15 protein-coding genes are annotated in these 21,879 nt (G+C 68.3%); 1 reads left to right on the top strand and 14 read right to left on the bottom strand.

Going from position 1 to position 21,879, the window contains the following annotated elements:
- Positions 1-17: 17 nt before the first annotated feature.
- Positions 18-362 carry a nuclear transport factor 2 family protein gene (locus tag AC3WOE_RS28400; RefSeq protein WP_492695463.1) on the bottom strand — a complete coding sequence of 115 codons (345 nt, stop codon included), beginning with the start codon at positions 360-362 and terminating at the stop codon, positions 18-20.
- Positions 362-3,520 (bottom strand): acetyl-CoA carboxylase family protein, encoded by a 3,159-nt coding sequence (locus tag AC3WOE_RS28395; RefSeq protein WP_492695461.1) that lies wholly within the window; start codon positions 3,518-3,520, stop codon positions 362-364. The genes AC3WOE_RS28400 and AC3WOE_RS28395 overlap by 1 nt, the downstream gene beginning before the upstream one ends.
- Before the next feature lie 115 nt (positions 3,521-3,635).
- On the opposite strand from AC3WOE_RS28395, the gene AC3WOE_RS28390 reads away from it, so the two are divergent.
- The gene (locus tag AC3WOE_RS28390) at positions 3,636-5,108 is read left to right on the top strand and encodes a peptide MFS transporter (RefSeq protein ID WP_492695460.1); all 1,473 of its coding nucleotides are present in this window, start codon (positions 3,636-3,638) and stop codon (positions 5,106-5,108) included.
- On the opposite strand, the gene AC3WOE_RS28385 is transcribed toward AC3WOE_RS28390, so the two are convergent.
- The 12 genes from AC3WOE_RS28385 to AC3WOE_RS28330 all read right to left on the bottom strand — a co-directional run bounded on the left by AC3WOE_RS28385 (position 5,096) and on the right by AC3WOE_RS28330 (position 21,855).
- Complete coding sequence (locus AC3WOE_RS28385; RefSeq protein WP_492695458.1) at positions 5,096-6,085, bottom strand: glycoside hydrolase family protein; 990 nt, start codon at positions 6,083-6,085, stop codon at positions 5,096-5,098. The two genes, AC3WOE_RS28390 and AC3WOE_RS28385, sit on opposite strands and share 13 nt — an antisense overlap.
- Positions 6,086-6,094: 9 nt before the next feature.
- Entirely contained in the window at positions 6,095-8,068 is a 1,974-nt protein-coding gene (locus AC3WOE_RS28380; protein ID WP_492695456.1) for an RICIN domain-containing protein, read from the bottom strand.
- 66 nt (positions 8,069-8,134) lie between these two features.
- Positions 8,135-9,934, bottom strand: coding sequence for a sugar-binding domain-containing protein (locus AC3WOE_RS28375; protein ID WP_492695455.1), 1,800 nt, complete (start codon positions 9,932-9,934; stop codon positions 8,135-8,137).
- A 20-nt stretch (positions 9,935-9,954) separates the two neighbouring features.
- Positions 9,955-10,950, bottom strand: a complete 996-nt coding sequence (yjfF, locus tag AC3WOE_RS28370) for a galactofuranose ABC transporter, permease protein YjfF (protein WP_492695574.1) — start codon at positions 10,948-10,950, stop codon at positions 9,955-9,957.
- Entirely contained in the window at positions 10,950-11,888 is a 939-nt protein-coding gene (locus AC3WOE_RS28365) for an ABC transporter permease (RefSeq protein WP_492695453.1), read from the bottom strand. The genes yjfF and AC3WOE_RS28365 overlap by 1 nt, the downstream gene beginning before the upstream one ends.
- The gene (locus tag AC3WOE_RS28360) at positions 11,885-13,384 is read right to left on the bottom strand and encodes a sugar ABC transporter ATP-binding protein (RefSeq protein WP_492695451.1); all 1,500 of its coding nucleotides are present in this window, start codon (positions 13,382-13,384) and stop codon (positions 11,885-11,887) included. Before AC3WOE_RS28360 ends, AC3WOE_RS28365 begins: the two co-directional genes overlap by 4 nt.
- Positions 13,384-14,343: an ABC transporter substrate-binding protein gene (locus AC3WOE_RS28355; protein WP_492695450.1), complete on the bottom strand. Its 960-nt coding sequence runs from the start codon at positions 14,341-14,343 to the stop codon at positions 13,384-13,386. The genes AC3WOE_RS28360 and AC3WOE_RS28355 overlap by 1 nt, the downstream gene beginning before the upstream one ends.
- A 334-nt stretch (positions 14,344-14,677) precedes the next feature.
- Positions 14,678-17,416, bottom strand: a complete 2,739-nt coding sequence (locus tag AC3WOE_RS28350; protein WP_492695448.1) for a TonB-dependent receptor — start codon at positions 17,414-17,416, stop codon at positions 14,678-14,680.
- A 347-nt stretch (positions 17,417-17,763) separates the two neighbouring features.
- Complete coding sequence (locus tag AC3WOE_RS28345; RefSeq protein WP_492695446.1) at positions 17,764-19,074, bottom strand: extracellular solute-binding protein; 1,311 nt, start codon at positions 19,072-19,074, stop codon at positions 17,764-17,766.
- The gene (locus tag AC3WOE_RS28340; protein WP_492695444.1) at positions 19,071-19,892 is read right to left on the bottom strand and encodes a carbohydrate ABC transporter permease; all 822 of its coding nucleotides are present in this window, start codon (positions 19,890-19,892) and stop codon (positions 19,071-19,073) included. Before AC3WOE_RS28340 ends, AC3WOE_RS28345 begins: the two co-directional genes overlap by 4 nt.
- The gene (locus AC3WOE_RS28335; RefSeq protein ID WP_492695442.1) at positions 19,889-20,770 is read right to left on the bottom strand and encodes a carbohydrate ABC transporter permease; all 882 of its coding nucleotides are present in this window, start codon (positions 20,768-20,770) and stop codon (positions 19,889-19,891) included. The genes AC3WOE_RS28340 and AC3WOE_RS28335 overlap by 4 nt, the downstream gene beginning before the upstream one ends.
- Positions 20,767-21,855 (bottom strand): ABC transporter ATP-binding protein, encoded by a 1,089-nt coding sequence (locus tag AC3WOE_RS28330; RefSeq protein WP_492695440.1) that lies wholly within the window; start codon positions 21,853-21,855, stop codon positions 20,767-20,769. The genes AC3WOE_RS28335 and AC3WOE_RS28330 overlap by 4 nt, the downstream gene beginning before the upstream one ends.
- Between the last annotated feature and the right edge of the window lie 24 nt (positions 21,856-21,879).

Here is a 21,879-nt window from a genome sequence, read left to right as displayed (position 1 = left end):
CGGCAAGAGCGATGGACTCAGTCGTCGCCGCGGCCGATGTAGGCGCGGATGGCGGCGATACGACCTTCGGAATCGAAGTCGAACACGTCGACGACATGGATCGTGTCCTTGCCGTCGATGCCTATCTTCAGTTCGGCCGCGGCACCGCCTTCCCGCTCGTAGGCGGCCAGCACGTCGATGCTCAGGCTCTGGATCGACTCGAAGTTCTTGCGCGTCTCGGCCAGGGCCGCGGCCTTGCCGACAACGCGGATCTTCCAGTCACGCAGGGTGATGGCGTCGGCGAACATGGGCTCCACGGCGGCAAGGTCGCGCGCGGCATAAGCGGCCAAGTAGGCACGCACGAGATCGAGTCTTGCCGTCATCACCAGGTGTCCACGAAGCGGTAGTTGGCCAGGGGCCGGATGATCGCCGAGGCCAGGCCGCGGGCCAGCCATGAGCGCGTCTCGGCGGGGTCGATCACCGCATCGATCTCCAGCGTCGCTGCGAGATTGATCGCCTCGCCATTGGCGTATTGCTGGGCGACAAGCCGCTGGAACAGGGCCTCGCGCTCGGCACCGGCCGGCAGCGCCTCCAGCTCCTTGCGATAGCCCAGCCTCACCGCCCCTTCCAGGCCCATGGCGCCGAATTCGCCCGTCGGCCAGGCGATGGTGAACAGGGGGCGATGCAGGCCACCGGCCGCAAGCGCCATCGCGCCCAGGCCATAGCTCTTGCGCAGCACGACCGCGAAGAAGGGCACGCGCAAGGCGCCGGCCGTGACGAAGAGGCGGCTGACATGTCGCACCTGGGCCTGCACCTCGATGTCGGGCCCGACCATGAAGCCCGGCGTGTCGATCAGGCTGACGAGAGGCAGGCCATGAGCATTGCAGAGCTGCATGAAGCGGGCCGCCTTGTCGGCCGCATCGGCATCGATGGCGCCGCCCAGGTGCAGCGGGTTGCTGGCCAGCACGCCGACCGGGCGCCCTTCGATGCGCGCCAGCGCCGTGTGGATGCCGGCGCCGAAGCCGCTGCGCAGCATCAGCACGCTGCCTTCGTCGAACAGGGCCGGCAGCGCCGCGCGGCTGTCGTAGACGCGCAGCCGGTTCTCGGGCACGACGTGGCGCAGGGCTCGCGTGTCAGGCGCCGTCCATTGCGGCATGCGCCCCTGGAAGAAGGACAGATAGTGCTTGGCCGCGGCCACCGCACCGGCCTCGTCGTCCACCAGCACGTCGATGACGCCATTGGCATGCTGGACCGCCGCCGGCCCGATCTGCTCGGGCTTGAAAACGCCCAACCCGCCGCCCTCCACCATGGCCGGGCCGCCCATGCCGATATTGCTGGCCCGCGTGGCGATGATGACGTCGCTGCAACCCAGCAGGGCCGCATTGCCGGCAAAGCAGCGCCCCGCCGCAATGCCGACGACGGGCACTCGGCCGGACAGCGCCGCATGGCTGGCAAAGGTCGGCACATGCAGGCCGGCGACCACGGGCATGTCGGTATCGCCGGGCCGGCCGCCACCGCCTTCGGCGAACAGCACCAGCGGCAGCGCCTGCTCGGCCGCAATGCCCAGCATGCGGTCCGTCTTGGCGTGGTTGCGCGCACCTTGCGTGCCGGCCAGCACAGTGGCGTCGTAGGCCATGACGACGGTGCGCGATTTCTCCTCGCCGAAGTCGCGGCCGTTGACCGCACCGATGCCGGTCACGATGCCGTCGGCTGGCGTGTTGGCGATCAGGTCTTCGGGCGTGCGGCGGCGCGACTGGGCGGCGACGGCCAGGGCGCCGTATTCGATGAAGGAGGCCGCGTCGCAAAGGTCGGCGATGTTCTCGCGCGCCGAGCGCAGGCCCTGGGCATGGCGCTTGGCGATGGAGTCCGGGCGTGCCGCATCGGCCGTGAAGGCAGTGCGGTCGACGAGGCGCTGCAGGTCGGGGCGGATGCGGCCGGGGTCGCCCGCCGCCCTGCCCGCTTCGGTCGGCGCGTCGGCTTCGTCGTCGGGCTCCAGCAGGACCAGGGGCTGACCGGCTTCGACGATGGCGCCCGTGGCCACGTTCAGCGCGGCGATGCGGCCGGCGCGCGGGGCTGCAACGACATGCTCCATCTTCATGGCCTCGACGATGGCCAGCTCGGCGCCGGTGGTCACGGGGTCGCCCACCTTCACGCTGAACTGCAGCAGGCGACCGGGCGTCGTCGCAGCAACGGCATGCGGATCGGCCGGCTGCGCTGCGGGCGCCAGCTCGGCCAGATGCTCTTCCAGCCAGCCAGTGTGCAGCTCTGCGCTCGCCAGCTCGGGCCGAGCAGCCAGACGACGCAGCAACTCGACATTGGTCGCCACGCCCTCGATGCGGCATTCCGCCAGCGCCCGCTGCGAGCGCCTGAGCGCATCCTCGAAGCGCGGGCCGCGCACGACAAGCTTGGCGAGCAGGCTGTCGTAGTCAGGTGAAGTCGACATGCCGGCCACGACATGCGTATCGACACGCACGCCCGGGCCCGCGGGCAGGTCGAGGCGATCAACCCGGCCGCCCAGGGACTCGGCATTGATGCGCCACTGGATGGCAAAGCCCTGCGGTTGCGGCGCTACCGTCAAGCCGAGATTGACCAGGCTAGAGCCGGCGGCCAACTGGATCTGCAGTTGCACGAGATCCAGGCCCGTGACTTCCTCCGTGATGGTGTGCTCGACCTGCAGCCGTGCATTGGTCTCGATGAAGGCGAAGTCGTCGCCCGCCACCAGGAATTCGAAGGTGCCCAGGCCGCGATAGTTCACTGCGCGAGCCATGCGCAGGGCCGCGTCGGTCAGACGCTCACGCATCGCCTCGTTCAGCATCGGGCTGGGCGCGATCTCGACCAGCTTCTGGAAGCGCTGCTGCAGCGTGCAGTCGCGCTCGCCCAGGGCCAGCACCGCACTGCCGTCGCCCACCACCTGGACCTCGATATGCCGGGCGCTGCGCATCAGCCGCTCGGCGTAGACCGTGTCGATGCCGAAGGCCGAGCGCGCTTCGGAACGGCAGCGCTCGTAGGCAGCGGCCAGATCTTCGGCCCGCGTCACGGCACGCATGCCACGACCACCGCCGCCGGCGATGGCCTTCAGCATGAGGCCCTCACCGCCCTGGGTGGCAAAGAAGGCCTGGGCCTGTTCCAGCGTCAGCGCGCCTTCGCTGCCCGCCAGCACGGGCACACCACATTGCCGGGCCAGCGCGCGGGCGCGGGCCTTGTCACCAAACAACTCGAGCTGCTCCGGCGTCGCGCCAATGAAGACCAAGCCCGCTGCCGCACAGGCACGAGCGAAGTCGGCCCGCTCGCTCAAGAATCCGTAGCCAGGGTGAACCGCGTCGCAGCCCCTGCGCTTCGCGACCGCCACCAGCCCCTCGACATCCAGATAGGCCGCCGGCCCGCTGCCCGGCAGGGCGACGACCTCATCGGCCACCGCCGCGGGCGTGTCGTCCGCCGCATGCACGGCCACGCCGCGGCTCCCCAGGTCGTGCAGGGCTCGCAACACGCGCAGGGCAACCTCACCCCGGTTGGCGACGAAAACTTTCGTAAAGGCGGGCATCGTGGCGGCGGTCCTGGCAGAGAGGAAATCATCCTAGTCGGCGGCCTGACCCGCCCCTGTCCGCGGGATGACACGCAGACGAAACCTGGCTTCGCGCCAGGACAATCCCGCCCCCATGAACCGACTCCAACAAATGGCGGCCCGCATCCCCGAGGGCTCGGCCGTCCTCTTCCTGATCCAGGTGTTCGCGACCCTGGGCTTCGCCGTCCTGCAGTTCACGCTGACGCTGTACACGACCCGCCACCACGGCTTCACCAGCGAACAGGCGGCGCTCATCACCGGCGTGTTCGGCGCCTTCAACTACGGCCTGCACCTGTTTGGCGGCTATCTGGGCGGGCGCTTCCTGAGCAACCGCAACCTCTTCGTCGGCGGCATGCTGCTGCAGGTGCTGGGCTGCGGCACCGTCGCCGGCGGCAGCCTGGAAGGCCTGTACTGGGGCATGGCCCTGTTCCTGACCGGCAGCGGCCTGAACGTGACCTGCGTGAACATGATGCTGACGCAGCGCTTCAAGCCCGAGGACGACCGCCGCGAGGCCGCCTTCCTGTGGAACTACGCCGGCATGAACGTCGGCTTCTTCATCGGCTTCACGGTGTCGGGTGTGTTCCAGCTCAGCGAGGACTACCACTCGCTGTTCTGGTTCGCGACCCTGGGCAATGCCGCCTCCATCGCGGTGGCGCTGATCTTCTGGCGCACGCTGGCCGATCGCAGCACCCCGCTCATCCAGCGCAGCGGCGCCGACTTCTGGGGCCGCTTCGCCATCGGCGTCGCCATCCTCGTCGGCCTGGTGCCCCTGCTGGTCTGGCTGCTGAAGCAGCCTGGCGACACCGCCATCGGCATGAAGGCCTTCTGCGCCCTGGTCGCCATCGTCCTCGTCGTCCTGACCGTGCGCCATCCGGTGCGAGCCGAGCAGCAGCGCATGCAGGCCTATCTGGTGCTGACCGTCGGCTCGCTGGTGTTCTGGTCGCTCTACCAGATGTCGCCCAACGGCCTGCAGCTCTATGCGGTGGGCAATGTGCTGATGAATGTCTGGGGCGTGCCGGTGGCGCCGCAGTGGGTGCAGAACATCAACGCCTTCTCCATCGCCATCGGTGGGCCGCTGCTGGCCTGGCTGTTCGCCCGCTGGCGCGCGCGCGGCTGGCCGGTGGACATCCCGATGCAGTTCTCGGCCTCGCTGGTGCTGATGGGCCTGGGCTTTCTGGCGCTGCCCGTCGGCATCCATTTCGCCGACGGCACGGGCAAGTCGGACTTCTTCTGGCTCTTCCTCAGCTACGTGCTGCAGAGCGTCGGCGAGTTGCTGATCTCGCCCATCGGCTACGCCATGATCGGCCGCCTGGCGCCGCGCCAATACCAGGGCATCATGATGGGCAGCTGGATGCTGGTGACGGGCCTGGCCTCGCTGTTCGCGGGCGACTTCTCGGGCATGGTGTCCCAGCCCGTCAACGGCTCACCGCTGACGACCAACCCGCAGTACGCCGCGCTGTTCACCCAGCTGGCCGTGGGCAGCCTCGTCACCGGCGCCGTGCTGTTCGCGCTGCGCCCGTGGCTGAGGCGGTTGATCGACAGCCAGGCGCCGGCTCACTCCGGATAGGCCTTGCTCAGCGCTTCGAGCTGCTGCTTCGTCACGCTCATCATGAAGCCGTGCCTCAGCGTCGCCGGCATCTCGAAGCGGTTCCACTCCTTGATGCCCGAGTTGCCCCAGACCTCGATCCACGGGCCTTCCAGCCGCGGCGCCATCGACAGGCCATAGCTGGTGCCGGCGTACTGCTCGTAATACAGCAGCCAGTCCTGGCCGTTGGGCGCGCGGATCAGCGTCGGCGCTTCGCGGAAGGCGGGACTGAGCGGCCGGCCGGGCTCGGGATAGGGGCCGAGCAGGTTCGCCGCGCAGCTCATGCGGATGGTCTTGCCCGTCGTCCAGATATAGGACGGGAAGCGCTCGTCCTTGACCACCGCGCAATAGCCGCCCTCGGGGTTGTCGACGAGGAAGACGTCGATGGTGGCCATATCCCAGTCGAACAGCCGCTTGGGTGGCCCCTTGAACTCGCGCAGGTCCGGTGAGGTGACGTAGAGCGTGCGCTGGCTGGACCAGTAGCGCTCGGGGTCGTCGGGCGAGCCGGGCACATTGGGCGTGTGCCACATCAGCACGAACTGCTTGCTCGCCTTGTCGAAGAAGAGCTTGGGCGCGCCGATGCGCTGCAGTGGATGGGGCTGGCCCACGGCCGCGGCGAGGTCGGGCTTGTAGCTGCCGAACTTCGTCCATTTGACGAGGTCGTCGGAGACCCAGAAGCGGATCTCCTCATCGTCGTCGCTCTTGTTGCCGACGAGGTAGTAGCGGCCATCGCCGCCTTGCACGATGAAGGGATGGCCGTGATAGTCCTCGTTGACGGCCTTGCCCTGGTTGAGGCGCTTCCAGTGCAGGCCGTCGGTGCTGACGGCGTAGTGCAGCACGCCGTAGCGGGCATGCGTCATGTGGGCGAAGAGATAGCCGCCGGGTGCCACATCGGCAGCACGGGCCAGGCCCGTGACCGCGATGAGCAAACCCGCGAGCCAGGTTTGCAACTTCGTCATTGAGTCTCCTTAGGGCGCCAAGAGCTGCCAACGCTGGCAGTCGCCGCCCAGCCATTCCCACTGGGCCACGTTGGCGCCGTTGGCGGTCGAGCAGCCGGCCACATCGAGCACCCGGCCGCTGTTCTTGCTGACGATGCGGTAGTAGCCCGAGCCCACCGACTCGATGCCCCAGCGCTGGGCCGGCGCGTTGTTGCTGGTCCACTGGCGCACATTGGCGCCCATCTGCAGCGAGGCGTTCTCGACGTCCATCCGCAGTCCGCTGTTGACCGAGGTGAATTCGTAGAAGCCGTCGGGCATCAGCGTCACTGTCCAGCGCTGGCAGTTGGCGCCGCTGTAGGGCCACTGCTGGATATTGCCGCCGGCGGCCGTCGAGCAGGCATTGACGTCCAGCGCCTGGCTGCTGTGCTTGGCGATGACCTTGTAGGTGGCGTTGGCCACCGAGTTGGGGCTGACGCGCTCGAAGTGCCAGCGCTGGCAGTCGCCACCCAGCCAGGTCCACTGCTGCACATTGGCGCCCGCCGCCGTCGAGCAGGCATTGACGTCCAGCACCAGGCCGCTGTTCTGGTTGATGACGCGGTAGTAGCCGTCACCCACCGGCTCGATGCGCCACTGCTGGCAGGCCAGGCCGTTGGCGGTGTACTGCTGCACATTGCCGCCGGCCGCGGTGGAGCAGCCGTTCACGTCCAGGGCCTGGCCGCTGTGCTGGGCGGTGATGGTGTAGATGCCGTTGGCGGTGTTGGCCACCTTCCAGCGCTGGCAGTCGCCGCCGATCCAGTTGTACTGCTGCACATTGGCGCCCGGTGTCGTCGAGCAGCCGGCCACGTCCAGCACCTGGCCGCTGTGCTTGGCGACGACGCGGTAGACGCCGTCGTTGACGGGATTGTTCAACGGGCCGCTGGCGAACTGGATGCGGCAGCTCATGCCGGCCAGCTGCAGCACGCGGCTGTTGTCCGCCGAGGCCAGCAGCTGGCTGCTGTAGTTGGTGCAGGCGTCGCCGCCGGTGAAGACAGGCGTGGCCAGCGGCGTGGCGGCCTCGGTCCAGGTGCCGGTGCCGCCCGCGGTGTTGAACATGTAGACGCGGCCGGTGGCGTCCTCGTCCACGCTGTTGTCGCTGTTGCGGCGGAGCATCTGGCCGATCAGCAGCAGGCGACCTTGCGAGCTGCCGTCGTTCATCCAGGTGATGGTCGGCGTGTTGCTGAAGTGGTGGCCGGCCGTGGACTCGACCCGCGTGCCCATATTGCTGGCCGTGCCCCAGTTGCTGCCGTTGCTGGAGGTGCGGATGTAGACGTCACAGCCGCGCGAGCCGCAGATCTCGTAACTCATCGCATACGTGCCGTTGGGCAGCCTGCGCACCACGGCCATGCCGGGGCGCAGGTCGCCGCCGTCGCTGATGCCGACGTCGATGGTGTCGGCACTCCAGCTCACGCCGCCGTTGGTGGACACCTTGTGGGCCAGCAGCTGGTTGTAGCCGCTGCCCTTGTACTCCTCGCTGGAATAGAACATCAGCAGGCGGCCGGCGCTGTCGACGATGAACTCGGGCTCCCAGATGCCGGTGCTGCCGGTGGCGGGCACGGACAGCTGGGTCCAGGTGCGACCCACGTCGGTGCTGCGGTAGATGCGCAGCGAATAGGCATTGGTGCCGTTGCGGCCGGTGGTGGCCCAGAACAGCGTGCCGGCCGTGGTGGCGCCCAGGGTCTGCGGCACCTCCCACAGCGTGCTGCAGCAATGCCAGGTCTCGGGCACCGTGATGCTGCCGACCTGGGTCCAGCTGGCGCCCTGGTTGGTGCTCTCGTAGATCAGCGACTGGCTGCCGCCGAGGTCGTGCGAGGCGATCAGCCGCCCGTTGGCCGCGCCGCTGGCGGCGAGCCGGATCATGCGCGGGTAGAAGCTGTCCTGCGTGGTGTTCAGCACCACGTCGGCCGCGCGGGCCTGCGTGCTGAACAGCGCGCACAGCGCCATCATCAAAGCGAACAAAGCTCTCATGCCTGTCTCCTGTCGATTGGAAGAAGGCGGCTCTGACGGCCGCTCAGCGTGGGTGCCCCCAAAGAATCAGCGGCCGAACTGGATCAGCTCCCGGTTGGCCTTGCGCACGCGCTCGAAGTCCAGCTTCTGCACCTGGCGGTCGTAGGTGAAGAAGCCGTTCAGCTCCTCCTCGACGTCGGTCGTCTCGGTATAGACCGCGGCGCTCAGGCCTTGCGTCGCCGCGTACTCGCGCAGCCGCGCGGCCTGCTCGACATAGACTTTGGTGACGGCCTCCTTGCTCTCGTAGAGCAGGTAGCAGCACTTGGAGTCGGGCCGGTACATATGGCCGGGCGTGCGCAGGCTGTTGCCGCCGTACTCGCCCAGCACGGCGATGCGGCCGGGCTGCCAGTTCACCCAGGCCGGACCGGGGTAGTCGTGCAGGTCGATGAGGTCGCCCTTGCCCTGGTCGGCCGGCTCGAAGTTGATGCCGGAGTGGGTGTTGACGAGGCGGCTGGGGTCCAGGGCCTTGAAGGCATCGGCCATGCGGCGATGGTCGAAGTCGCCCCAGCTCTCGTTGAAGATGACCCAGGTGACGATGGAGGTCATGGAGCGAAGCTGGTCGACGATCTCGCGCATCTGGCCTTCGGCGCGCGTGCGCACGGTCAGGTCGGTCTCGGCGTCCCAGGTCTGGGGCATGTCCTGCCAGACCAGCAGGCCCAGCTTGTCGGCCCAGTAGAACCAGCGCGCCGGCTCCACCTTGATGTGCTTGCGGACCATGTTGAAGCCCAGGTCCTTGGTGGCCTGCAGGTCGAACTTCAGCGCGGCGTCGGTCGGCGCGGTGTAGAGGCCATCGGGCCAGAAGCCCTGGTCCAGCGGGCCGAACTGGAAGACGAATCGCCCGTTCAGCAGCGGGCGCGGCACGCCGGCCACATTGCCGATGGCGATGCTGCGCATGCCGAAATAGCTGTCGACCTGGTCGACCACCTTGTCGTTGCGGCGCAGCGTGACCTTGAGGTCGTAGAGGAAAGGATCGTCGGGCGACCACAGGCGGGGCTTGGGCAGGCCAATAGTCAGCTCGGTGCCGGGGCGACCGGTGACGCGGCCGACGGGTTTGCCGTCCTTGAGAGCCACAGCCTCGACTTCCGACTCCGCATCGGCACGCACGATGAGCTGCAACTGCTGCTTGGCGACATTGGGCGTCACGTCCAGCCGCGCCACGTGGGCGGCGCCCACCGGCTCCAGCCACACCGTCTGCCAGATGCCGGAACTCGGCGTGTAGAAGATGCCGCCGGGCTTGAGCGACTGCTTGCCCAGCATGCCGTCGCCGGTGCTGGGGTCGAAGGCGGCGACGACGACCTCGTTGCGGCCGGCCTTGAGCTGGTCGGTGATGTCGAAGCTGAAGGCCGTGTAGCCGCCGTCATGAAAGCCGACGCGGGTGCCGTTGACGTAGACGGTGGCGATGCGGTCCACGGCGCCGAAGTTGATGCGCACGCGCTGGCCGGCCCAGCCGGCGGGGATTTCGAAGCTGCGTCGGTACCAGAGGTTGACCTCGCCCAGGCGCTCGATGCCCGACAGGCGCGACTCCACCGGATAGGGCACGCGCACCTGCTCGACCTTGGCCGGGAAGGCCGGCGCCGTGGCCGGTACGTGGCGGGCATCGGGTGCGCCCTTGCCGCCCCAGTAGTCCCAGGCGCCATTCAGGTTGAGCCATTCCTTGCGCACGAGCTGGGGGCGCGGGTACTCGGGCAGGGGCACGGCGGCCTTCTCGGCCTCGGCAGTCCAGGGCGTGGTCAGGCGCACGCCGGGCACGAAGGGCTTGTCGGCGTCCTCGGCGTGAGCAGCCATGCCGGCCAGCGCCAGGACGAGAGATGAAATCAGCAGTCTCATGAGGGACCTCGTTGAACGAATCAGGGGATGGCGCGACGGCGCCCGCTCAGCAGCACCAGGAGGCGAGTCTTGGGAAGCAACACCAGAAGGCGTTGCAGGCCGCAGAACAGGCCCAGCAGCGCGCCGATGACGATGCGCGTCCACCAGGAGCTCAGGCTGCCGTCGAAAAGGATCAGGGTCTGGATCAGGCCGAGCATCAACACGCCGGTCAGGGCGCCCAGCAGATGGCCGGTGCCACCGCTGAGCAGGGCGCCGCCGATGACGACGGCTGCGATGGCATCCAGCTCCAGGCCCTGGGCATGCAGGCCATAGCCCGACAGCGTGTAGATGCCGAAGAGCACCCCGCCGAGGGCCGCGCACAGGCCGCTGACGGCATAGACGCCGATGCGCGTGGCCGCGACGGGCAGGCCCATCAGCCGCGCCGACGTGGCCTGGCCACCCAGGGCATAGACCGCGCGGCCAAAGCCGGTCGAGCGCGCCACCCACACGGCGAACACCAGCACCGCCAGCGCGCAGACCGCGCCCGGCGTGATCTCGCCCAATGGCCCGAGCGACCAGCGCGCCTGCGACCAGGCGGCCAGGGTCTCGTCGCCGATGGCGATGGAGTCAACGCTGATCAGATAGCAGAGGCCACGGGCCAGGAAGAGACCGGCCAGCGTGACGATGAAGGCCGGCAGCTCGAAGGCATGGATGACCCAGCCCATCAGCGCACCGAAGGCCGCGCCGGCCAGCAAGAGCAGCGGGATGAGCAGCCAGGGCGACAGATGCGCGCGCTCGACGCCCCAGGCCAGGCCCATGGTCGTCAGCGCCACGACCGAGCCCACCGACAGGTCGATGCCGCCGGACAGGATGACGAAGCTCATGCCGACGGCGACAACCAGCAGGAAGGCGTTGTCGATGAGCAGGTTGAGCAGCACCTGGCCCGACAGCAGGCCGGGGTAGGCCATGGCGCCGCCGAGGGTGGCCAGCACGAGCAGCAGCAGCGAAGCCAGGCTGGGCAGGTTCTGCCGGTTCATCATGACTTGCGCCTCCACACCGCCGACTGGCTGATGGACACGGCGAAGACGACGGCGGCCTTGACCACCAGGGTCACCTCGGGCGCGATGCCGAGTGCGTAGATGCTGGTCGTCAGCGTCTGGATGATCAGCGCGCCGAGCAGGCTGCCGCGCAAGCTGAAGCGCCCACCAAGCAGCGAGGTGCCACCCAGCGTAACGGCCAGGATGGCGTCCAGCTCCATCATCAGACCGGCGTTGTTGGCGTCGGCGCTCTTGATGTTGGCGGAGATCATCAGCCCGGCCACGCCGGCGCACAGGCCGCAGGCGATGTAGACGGCCAGCAGCAGCACGGCCGCGGGCACGCCGGCCAGCCGGGCCGCGGCGGGGTTGGCGCCGCTGGCCTGCAGGAACAAGCCGAGCGCCGTGCGGTGCTTCAGCGCGCCGAGCAGCAGCGCGAGCGCCAGCGCCAGCCAGGGCGCGAACGGCAGGCCGAACAGGAAGCCGTTGCCGATGAAGGCATAGCGCTCGTCGGCGATGGTCAGGATCTGGCCGTCGGTGATGAGCTGGGCGATGCCGCGGCCGGCCACCATCAGGATCAGCGTCGCGATGATGGGCTGGATGCCGCCGGCGACGACGAGCAGGCCGTTGAACAGGCCGCAGACCGCCGCAGCGCCCAGGCCGGCGGCAATCGCGAGTGCCAGCGAGCCGCTGTCGTTGACGAGGCTGGCCGCAATGGCCGCCGTAATGGCAACGACGGCACCGACGGAGATGTCGATGCCGCGCACCGCGATGACGAGGGTCATGCCCATGGCGACCACCATCAGCGGCGCGGCGCGGTTGGCGATGTCGATCAGCGGGCCGTATGCGTGGCCGTCCTGCCAGCGCAGCGAGACGAAGCCGGGGTTGAGGACAGCGTTCAGCATCCACAACGCGACGAGGACGATGGCCGCGTGCCTCATGCGGCCTCCGCCATCAGATGCAGCAGCTTGGCTTCGCTCAAGCCCTGGGCGGGCAGCTCGGCCACTTGGCGGCGCTCGCGCATGACGACGACACGGTCACTGGCGCGCAGCACCTCGGGCAGCTCGGAGGAGATGAAGACCAGGGCCATGCCGCTCTGGCACAGCATCAGCACCTGAGCCATCAGGTCCTGCTTGGCGGCGATGTCGATGCCGCGCGTGGGCTCGTCGAGGATGAGCAGTCGCGGCTCGGTGGCCAGCCAGCGCGCCAGGATGGCTTTCTGCTGGTTGCCACCGGAGAGCAAACCCATCGGCGTCTCGGCGTCGGCGGTCTTGATGCCGAGCTGGCGGATGAAAGTCTCAGCCAACTCGCGCTGGGCCGCAGGCGACACCATGCGGAAGACGCCGCGACGGGCCTGCAGTGCCAGCACGATGTTCTCACGCACGCTGAGCTCGGCCACGATGCCGTCGACCTTGCGCTCCTCGGGGCAGAAGGCCAGTCCTGCGCGGATGGCATCGCGCGGGCCGCGCAGTTGCAGCGGGCTGCCGTCGATGCGCAGTTCGCCACGGTCGGCACGGTCGGCGCCGAAGAGCAGGCGGGCCGTCTCGGTGCGGCCGGCGCCGAGCAGGCCGGCCAGGCCCAGCACCTCGCCGGGCGCGACACCGAGATTCACGCCGCCGACGGCATTGCCGCGGCCGAGGTCGGTGGCCTGCAGCAGCGGCGCGGCCCGGGTCTCGCCGCGGTCTTCGCGTTCCGACGTCGTCGCCGACAGCTCGCGGCCGATCATCAGCTGCACCAGCTTCATGCGCGGCAGCTCGGCCGAGTATTCGCCGACGAACTCGCCGTTGCGCAGCACCGTGAAGCGGTCGGCCACGGCATAGGCCTGGTCGAGGAAATGGGTGACGAGGAGGATGGCCACGCCCTCGCCGCGCAACTGGCGCAGCAGGGCCAGCAGGCGGGTCGTCTCGGCCTCGTCGAGGCTGGAGGTGGGCTCGTCGAGGATGAGGACGCGGGCCTGCTGGTGCAGGGCGCGGGCGATGGCGACCATCTGCTGCATGGCGACTGGCAGTTCGCCGAGCGGGCGCGTCACGTCGACGGCCAGGCCCAGGCGCCGCAGCGCCTCGTCGGCCTCGAGGTGGGTACGCTTCCAGTCAATGCCCCACCAGCGCCGCGGCTGGCGGCCGGCGAGCAGGTTCTCGGCCACCGACAGATTGGGGCAGAGCTGCACCTCCTGGTGCACGACGGCGATGCCGGCGTCTTGCGATTGCAGCGGCGTGCGCGCGGCGAATGGCTTGCCGGCGAGGGCTATGCTGCCGCCGTCACGCCCCTGCACACCGGCGAGGATCTTGATCAGCGTCGACTTGCCGGCGCCGTTCTGGCCCATCAGCACATGGACTTCGCCGGCGCGCAGCGTCAGCGCCGCGTCCACGAGGGCGGGCACGCCGTTGAAGGCCCGCGCCACGCCGCGCGCCTGCAGGACCACGGTCTTTTCCGTCATCAGTAGCGGCGCCTGGGCAGTTCTTTCGCGGCGACCTCGGCGGGGAAGACGCCCTCCTCCGTCACCATGCGGCGCGGCAAAGTCTTGCCGGCCTTGAGGTCCTTGACGGCCTGCATCAGCGCCGGGCCGAGCAGAGGGCTGCATTCGACCGTCACGTTGAGCTTGCCCGCCACCATGGCCTCGAAGGCGCCACGCACGCCGTCGACGGAGATGACGAGGATGTCCTGGCCGGGCCTGAGGCCAGCCTCCTCGATGGCCTGGATGGCGCCCAGGGCCATGTCGTCGTTGTGGGCGTAGAGGGCGTGGATCTTCTTGCCGGCCTCGGCCTTCAGGAAGGCCTCCATGACCTCCTTGCCCTTGGCGCGGCTGAAGTCCGCGGTCTGGGAGCGCACGATCTTCAGGCGCGGGTCGGCCTTGATGGCCTCCTCGAAGCCTTGTCTGCGGTCCAGGGCCGGCGCGGCGCCGACGGTGCCCTGCAGCTCGACGATGCGGACCTCGTCCTTGCCACCCCCATTGGCTTTCAGCTTGTCGACGAGCCAGCGGCCCGCACGGCGACCTTCCTCGACGAAGTCCGAGCCCATGAAGCTGACCCACAGGCTTTCGTCGGCTTCCTTGACGAGGCGGTCGGTCAGGATGACGGGAATGCCCGCGGCCTTGGCCTCGCGCAGCACCGTACCCCAGCCGGTCTCGACGACAGGCGACAACGCGATGACGTCGACCTTCTGTGCGATGAAGGCGCGCAGCGCCTTGATCTGGTTTTCCTGCTTCTGCTGGGCATCGGCGAACTTCAGCTCGATGCCGGCGTCTTTCGCCGCCTGCTTGATGGACGCCGAATTGGCCGTGCGCCAGGCCGACTCGGCACCGATCTGCGAAAAGCCGAGGACGATCTTTTTGCCGTCGGCGGCCCAGGCGGGCAGCGCGGCGGCAGCAAGAGCGGCGAGGGCGAGGCGTCGTTGCATGGCAATCTCAAAGAAAAAGGCCGCCCCGACACGCTCTCAAACGAGAGCGTGCACGAGGCTGGCATGAAGGTGGCGCCGAACCTTGCGCCACACGGAGTCAATCAGTGCCTGGGTCTTCCGGGCCGAGCGCTGGGCCGCTCCCGAGCCGGCCCGCTTGGCGATGTGCGTGCGGCTCAATGCCGCATGCATCGCCGTCCCCTCGGGGGCTTCGGCCGGACACATTGCGCCCAGTGGGCGCGATGTGCCTGCCGAAGCGCTGCGGCACTGGCGCAGCGCGGTCCCGACCAGACTTGCCCGCGTTCAGCAGGCAAGGCCAGACGAGGGGCCAACAGTCCTACAGCTTGAAGTTGAAGCTCAGGCCGTAGAACTTGTCGTCCGAACGGATGTCGTGCGGGAAGCTCTCGTTCTGGAAGTAGCTGTGGTACTTCGAGCCGGTCAGGTTGTTGGCGTTGAAGCTGACACTGAGCTGCTCGGTGAACTGGTAGCCCACGGCGAGGTCCAGGCGGCCGTAGGCCTTGACGCGGTTGTAGGTCGGCGGCACGCCGGGGTCGCAGGCCGCGACGGTCATGCCGTTCTCGGCCGGCGGGGCCAGCAGGCAGCCGAACTGGCCTTCGTTGAACTTGTCGCGCCAGGTGTAGGTCAGGCGGCTGGTGAAGCCGTACTTCTCGTAGAGCAGGCCGAAGTTGGCGCTGTGCTTGGAGACGCCCAGCAGCGGCTTGCCGAACAGCGGGTCGCTCGGGGTCTTCACCTTGCTGTCGGCCAGCGTGTAGTTGCCGAACACGCCCAGGCCGCTCATCGCGCCGGGCAGGAAGTCCAGGAACTGCTGAGCGCTGAGCTCCAGGCCGCTGAGGGTGGCCTTGCCGACGTTGCGCGGGCGGGTGATGTCGTAGGTGATGCCGCCGATGACTTCAGGATAGGAGGCGCTGGCGACGCGGTCCTTCAGCGTGCGCTGGTAGATGGCCGCCTGCACATAGCTGCCCTTGCCGAAGTACTTCTCGACCGACAGGTCGTAGGCCGTGCTCATCTGGTCCTTCAGGTCGGGGTTGCCACCGCCGCCGCTGGGACGAATGTTGAGGTTGCTCGGCACCGTGTAGTTCAGCGTCGGGTTCAGCGCACCCAGGTCGGGGCGCGACATGGTGACGCCGGCGGTGGCGCGCACCAGCAGGTTGGGCGCCACTTCCAGCTTGGCGCTGGCATTGGGCAGGAAGTGGGTCTTGGAGCCCGTCGCGGTCTGCGGCGTGACGACGCCGTTGACCATGCCGGCGCCGGAGATGGTGCGCTCAGAGCGAACCAGGCGGCCGCCGAAGACGCCGTCCAGGCGCATGCCGCCCAGCGAGGTCTCGTAGTGCGGCTGGACATAGGCCGCGTAGGTCTTCTCGCTGGAGTCGTAGTTGTTGACCGGGGCGAAGGCCGGATCGCCGGGCTGGCTGCCGTAGAGCACGCGCAGCTTGTCGGTGTTGTCGCGCAGGTAATCAGGGTTGGGCGTCATCCAGTGCTGGCAGCCGTTGATCTGCGGAATGCAGTTGGGCGACGAGATCAGGAAGTCGGCCGGCAGGCTGGTGGCCGAGCTGACCAGGGTCACGCGGTTGCCGCCCGGGGCGCCGGGGCCACCGGCCTGGTTGGCGCGCCACTCGGACTTGCGGCTGGTGGCACGCAGGCCGAAGTCGATGGAGGAGATGAAGCCACCGAGCTCGTAGTTGCCGCTGAAGGCCACGGCGTCCTGGCGGCTGTTCGCCTTGTTGATGTCCTGGAACAGCGAGTTGGCGAAGCGGAAGTCGGTGGCCGAGCCGAGCGGGTTGCCGGGCATGTCGGTGGTGCCGTGGCCATCGTCATTGATGGCGATGTTGACGGAGCCGATCTGCTTGCCGATGTCGACGATGATGTTGCGGTTGCGGTTGTTGGACCGCATGTGCGAGACGTCCAGCGTCGTCGACAGCGGGCCCGCGTTGTACTTCCAGCCGCCGGCCAGCACGGCCTGGTCGGTCATGCCGACCTTGGCCTGGGTGCTGGTCAGGCCGGGCACGTTGTTGAAGGTGGCCGAGATGCCGTTGCACAGGTGCTGCACGCCGAGCGCGGAGCCGCCCAGGAAGCCGGCGCCGTCGACGTGGGCGTCGAAACAGTCGGTGCTGGCCTTGGCATTGGTGATGTTCTGGGCCGCGAAGATGTCCGAGAAGATGAAGTAGGTGCCGAACTTGGCGCGGTAGCCGGCGTACAGGCCGTCGACGTAGAACTCGTTCTCCTTGTTCGGGCGCCACTGCACCGCGGCATTGACCTGCGGGCGCTGGTAGTTGCCGGTGTCGGTCAGGCCGCCGACGCAGGTGGGCAGCACCACGCCGGGAGCACCGGCCGGCCCGTTGTTGCCGGAGCGCGGGTCGCAGTTGAAGGAGATGGGGCGGTTGAACTTGTGGTCGGCGTAGGAGATGTCGACCAGAGCGCCGATCTCGCCGCCGCCGTCCAGGGCGGTACGGTAGGAGCCGAGCACGCCGAGCTTGGTGCTGGGCTTCTTGATGAAGTCGCCGGTGCTGGCGCGGCCGTTGACGACCAGCGTCGTGCCCTTGCGGAACTCCATGGGCTTGCGCAGCTTCAGGTCGATGGCGCCGGCCACGCCGCCTTCGACGAGGTTGGCGCCCGCCGACTTGTAGACGTCGGCGCGCGAGATGGCTTCGGCGGGCAGATCCTGGAAGGCGAAGCCGCGGCCGGTGCCGGTGAACATCTCGCGGCCGTCGACGGTGGTGATGATGTCGCCGATGCCGCGGATCAGCGGGTTGACGATTTCGTTGTTCCAGTTCACGACGGTCTGCACGCCCGGCACGCGCTGCAGGGCTTCGGCCACGGTGTTGTCGGGGAACTTGCCGATGTCGTCGGCGACGATGGATTCGACGACCTGGTCGGCATCGCGCTTGGACTGCACCGCGGCGTTGCGGCTGGCGCGCTGGCCGATGATGACGACCTGGTCCAGCTTGTTGGCGTCAGCCGGCTTGGCGGCTTCCTGCGCCACGGCCTGCTGGCCCGCGAGGGCCAGCGCCAGCATGGCGGCGGCCGAGATCGGCGAGAGAGTGAATCGCTGGGTCATTGTTGTGTCTCCTGAGGCTTGGTGCGGACTGCGCCGCCTTGGGCCGGTTATGAATGAATCTTGCGCACCGCGTACGGCGCATCCCCTTCAGTGCTGAGCCGCGGCGCGATGGCCTCGGCATCCAGTCATTACAAACAACTTTTCTTGCAACATTTGGCGCAATGAGGCCCCGGATCAGGGCTTGGCACCACCCGGCCCGCTGGCAATCTACCTCGGGCCGGCCTTCAGAAACCGTTCATTCAGTGATCAGCGCAGGCCCGGGTCGAAGGGCTCTTTCCGATCATTGAATTGATTATTCGCCAATTTACTTGTTATAAAACTATCGCAAACCATGAGTTGCCTCCGTGTCACTGGGCCAGGAAACGCGATTCGCGCTCCAGCAGGCGGTTGATGCGCTGCTGGCCCTTGGCCAGCGTGGCTTCCATAGGCTCGCCCGAGACGACGATGGCCGACACGGTTTCGCCCAGCAGGCCCATCACGCGGGCCTGGCGCGCGACGGTGGTGGGCAGGCCGGTGCCAATCTGGGCAACGGGGCCAAGGGCGGCGCGCATGGGCAAAGACTTGAAGGCCGGGCTGTCGACCGCGGATTGGCGAGCCGGCAACTGGCCGGTGCGGGCCCAGGCCAGGCTCTCGTCATTCAAGAAGCGCAGGAAGGCATGGGCCGCTTCGCGCTCGGCCGCGGTCTGGCGCGGGTTGCGCAGCATGACCCAGACATGGCTATCGGCCCAGGTGGCCGGCCTGGCGTAGAGCTGGGGCTCGGGCACGGCCTCGTAGCTGTGGCTCAGCGGGTTGCCGGGCTGGGCCGCGCGGTCGTTGAGCTGGCCAAGCAGCCAAGTGCCATTGAGCATGACGCCGCCGCCGCCCGACATGAAGGACTGCAGCGCGGCGCTGTAGTCCATGTGGCGGGTGGACAGGCCTTCCGCATAGATCGTGCGCATCAGCGTGATGGCCGCCTTCACTTCTGGCGTATCGAGAGCGATGGCGCGGTCGGTCTTGGGGAAGAGGCTGCCGCCCTGCTGGTTGACGAAGCCGAGCACGCCGCGGGCGAAGAAGCTGGGGTCGTTCAGCGTCAGCCAGACGAAATAGGGCTTGCCGGTGGCGCGCTTGAAGGCACGTGCCTGTTCGAGCAGCTCCTGCGGCGAGTGGGGCTGCCTGGCGTGGCCTTGCGCGTCGACCAGCCCGGCCTGCTTCATCAAGCCGAGGTTGATGTGCCAGATCATGGCGTGGCTGTCGTAGGGCAGGGCCAGCACATGGCCGCTGAAGCTCACGCCATGGCGGGCATGGGGCGTGAAGCTGCTGGCGTCGATGGCGTCGTCCAGCGGCTGCAGCAGGTCGCGCTTGGCGAAGTCGCCCAGCACCGAGCTGTGCATGATGGCAATCGTCGGCAGGTCGCCGCCGACGATGCGGGCGCCGAGCTGGGGGTAGTAGGCCGAGTGCTCCACCACCTGCGTGTTGACGTGGATGCGGCCCGATTGCCGTGCATTGAACTTGTTGGTCAGCACGGTGACGATGCCGCATTCGCTGCTGACCTGGGACGGGTCGGTCACCTGGCCGTATTCGGCATCGCAGCTGCCGAAGAAGCGGGCCAGCGTGATCTCGACCGGCGCGGCCTGTGCCGCACCGGCGAGCAGGGTCACGAGGAGAACGAGGCGCTTCATGCCTTGCCTCCCGACACCGCGGCCACGATGTGGCGCTGGAAGAAGGCATACAGCACCAGCACCGGCAACGCGGCGAACACGGCCTGCGCCATCAGAAAGCCCAGGCCCTCGGACTGCGCGAAATTGGTCTGCGTGGACGCCAGGCCCAGGGTCAGCGTGTACATCTCGGGCCGGGTCGCGGAGATCAGCGGCCACAGATAGTCGTTCCAGGCGGCCAGGAAGCTGAAGATGCCCAGGGTCGCCTGCGCCGGCAGGGTCTGCGGCAGGATGACGCGCCAGTAGATGGTCCAGCGCGAGGCGTTGTCCATCAGCGCCGCCTCCTCCAGCTCGCGCGGGATGGCCTTGAAGAACTGCGTCATCAGGAAGACGCCGAAGGGCGCGGCCAGGCGCGGCAGGATGAGGCCGGCATAGCTGTTGTGCAGGCCTAGCTCGGCGAAGAAGCGGTGCAGCGGGATGACGACGGCCGGCTCGGGCACGGCGAGGCCCGCGAGCACCAGCGCGAAGACGAGGCGCTTGCCGCGGAAGTCGCAGCGGGCGAAGCCGTAGCCGGCGAGCGACGACAAAAAGAGCACCAGCAGGGTCTGCACGCCGGCCACGACGCAGCTGTTCAGCACCCAGCGAAAAACGGCCGAGTTGCCCAGGATGTCGGCGTAGTTGCGCAGCGTGAAGGGCGTCGTCAGCAGCGCGTCGGTGCGCTCCATCAGCACGGCGTTGGACTTCAGGGACAGCGCCAGCACCCAGGCCAGCGGCAGCATCCACAGCAGGACCAGGACGATGGCGCCGGCCAGCAGTGCGCGGTCGAAGAGAGAGGTTCTCATGCGCCCTCCTCCCGTTTTTCCGCCCAGCGCTGCACGGACACGCCCAGCACCAGCAGCACGAAGAGCAACTGCGCCGCGGCGGCCGAGTAGCCCAGGGCCCATTGGTCGAACAGCGCCTCGTAGATGAACATCACCATCGTTCGCGTGCTGTTGTTGGGCCCGCCATTGGTCAGCAATTGCGCCTGGCCGAAGACCTGCAACTGGCCGAGCAGCTGCACGATGGCGACGAGGATCAGCGTGCGGCGCAGCGCCGGCAGCGTGATGTAGCGGAAGGAGCGCCAGCGGCTGGCGTTGTCCAGGGCCGCGGCTTCGTAGAGGTCCTTGGGCACCTGCTGCAGCGCCGCGAGGATCAGCGTCATCGGCAGGCCGATGCCCCACCAGACGGTGACCAGGGCGATGAAGGGCAAGGCCAGGCGCTCGTCGGTCAGCGGCGCGAAGCCGGGCAAAGCCTGACTCAACAGGCCGCGGTCGGGCAGCAGCACCAGGCGCCAGATCAGCGTCACCACGGTCACCGACAGCACGTTGGACGCGAAGAAGGTGCCGCGCAGCCAGGCGCCCAGCTTGCCGGGGCGGTTCAGCACCAGCGCCAGCGCGAGACCAAGGCCGACAAAGGCCGGCGTGCAGAGGGCCGCGAACAGCACCGTGTTGGCGGCGCAGCGCAAAAAGATCTCGTCCTTCACCAAATCGATGAAGTTGGCCAGGCCGACGAACTGGCCCTTGCCGGTCAGCAGGTCCACCGCATTCAGCGACAGCCAGAAGCCTTCCAGCACCGGCGCGGCGAGCAGGCCGAGATAGCACAGCAAGAAGGGCGCGACGAAGGCCCAGCCCACCCAGGCGGGCGCGGCCATCGCGGAGCGGTTGATGGTCGCCGAACTCATGCAGCGTCCGCGTGATGCGCCAGGCCTTCAGCGTCGAAAACGTGCACTTGGCCAAGCTCGGGCTGCAGGCTCACGGCTTCACCCAGGGCCAGCGGGCGCTGCACCGGCACCTCGGCGACGACGACGGTGCCATCGCCCAGGCCGACGTGGGCCAGGCTGCGCTCGCCCAGGCGCTCGATCAGCTCGACGTTGCCGGTGATGGCGCCGCCCTCGGCCAGCGTCAGGCCTTCGGGGCGCACGCCGATGCAGAGTTCGCGCGACTCGATGCCCGCGGCCTTCACCTGCGTGGGCAGCGCCGCACCGTTGGCCAGTCGCACGCTGACATAGCCCTGCGCATCCGGCATGCGTTGCGCCGGCAGGAAGTTCATGGCCGGGCTGCCGACAAAACCGGCGACGAAGCGGGTGCGCGGCCTTTGATAGATCTCCATCGGCTGGCCGACCTGCTCGATGCGGCCGCCGTTCATGACGACGATGCGGTCGGCCAGGGTCATGGCCTCGACCTGGTCGTGTGTGACGAAGACCATGGTCGAGCCCAGGCGCTTGTGCAGGCGGGCGATCTCGATGCGGGTGCGGTTGCGCAGCTTGGCGTCGAGGTTGGACAGGGGCTCGTCGAAGAGGAAGGCCTTGGGCTCCTTGACGACGGCACGACCAATGGCGACGCGCTGGCGCTGGCCGCCGGACAACTGGCCGGGCTTGCGCTGCAGCAGCGCGTCGAGCTCCAGCATCTGCGCCGCAGCCGTCACGCGCTGCTGCACCTCGGCATCGCGCATGCCGATATTTCGCAAGCCGAAGGCCATGTTGTCGAACACGCTCATGTGGGGATAGAGCGCGTACTGCTGGAAGACCATGGCCAGGCCGCGCTTGCCCGGCGGCAGCGGGGTCACGTCGGTGCCGCCGAGGACGATGCGGCCGCCCGACACACTCTCCAGCCCCGCCAGCATGCGCAGCAGCGTGGACTTGCCGCAGCCCGAAGGGCCGAGCAGCACGATGAACTCACCCGCGGCGATGTTCAGCGAGAAGTCGGGAATGATTTCGACGGCGCCGAAGCGCTTGGCGACACCGGCGAATTCGATGCTTGCGGTCAAGGGGTTTGTCTCCGTGGCAGGGCG

The organism is Roseateles sp. FW305-36 (assembly GCF_058787015.1).
The sequence above is the reverse complement of the archived record's forward strand: the minus strand, read 5'-3'. Positions and strand labels throughout refer to the sequence as shown.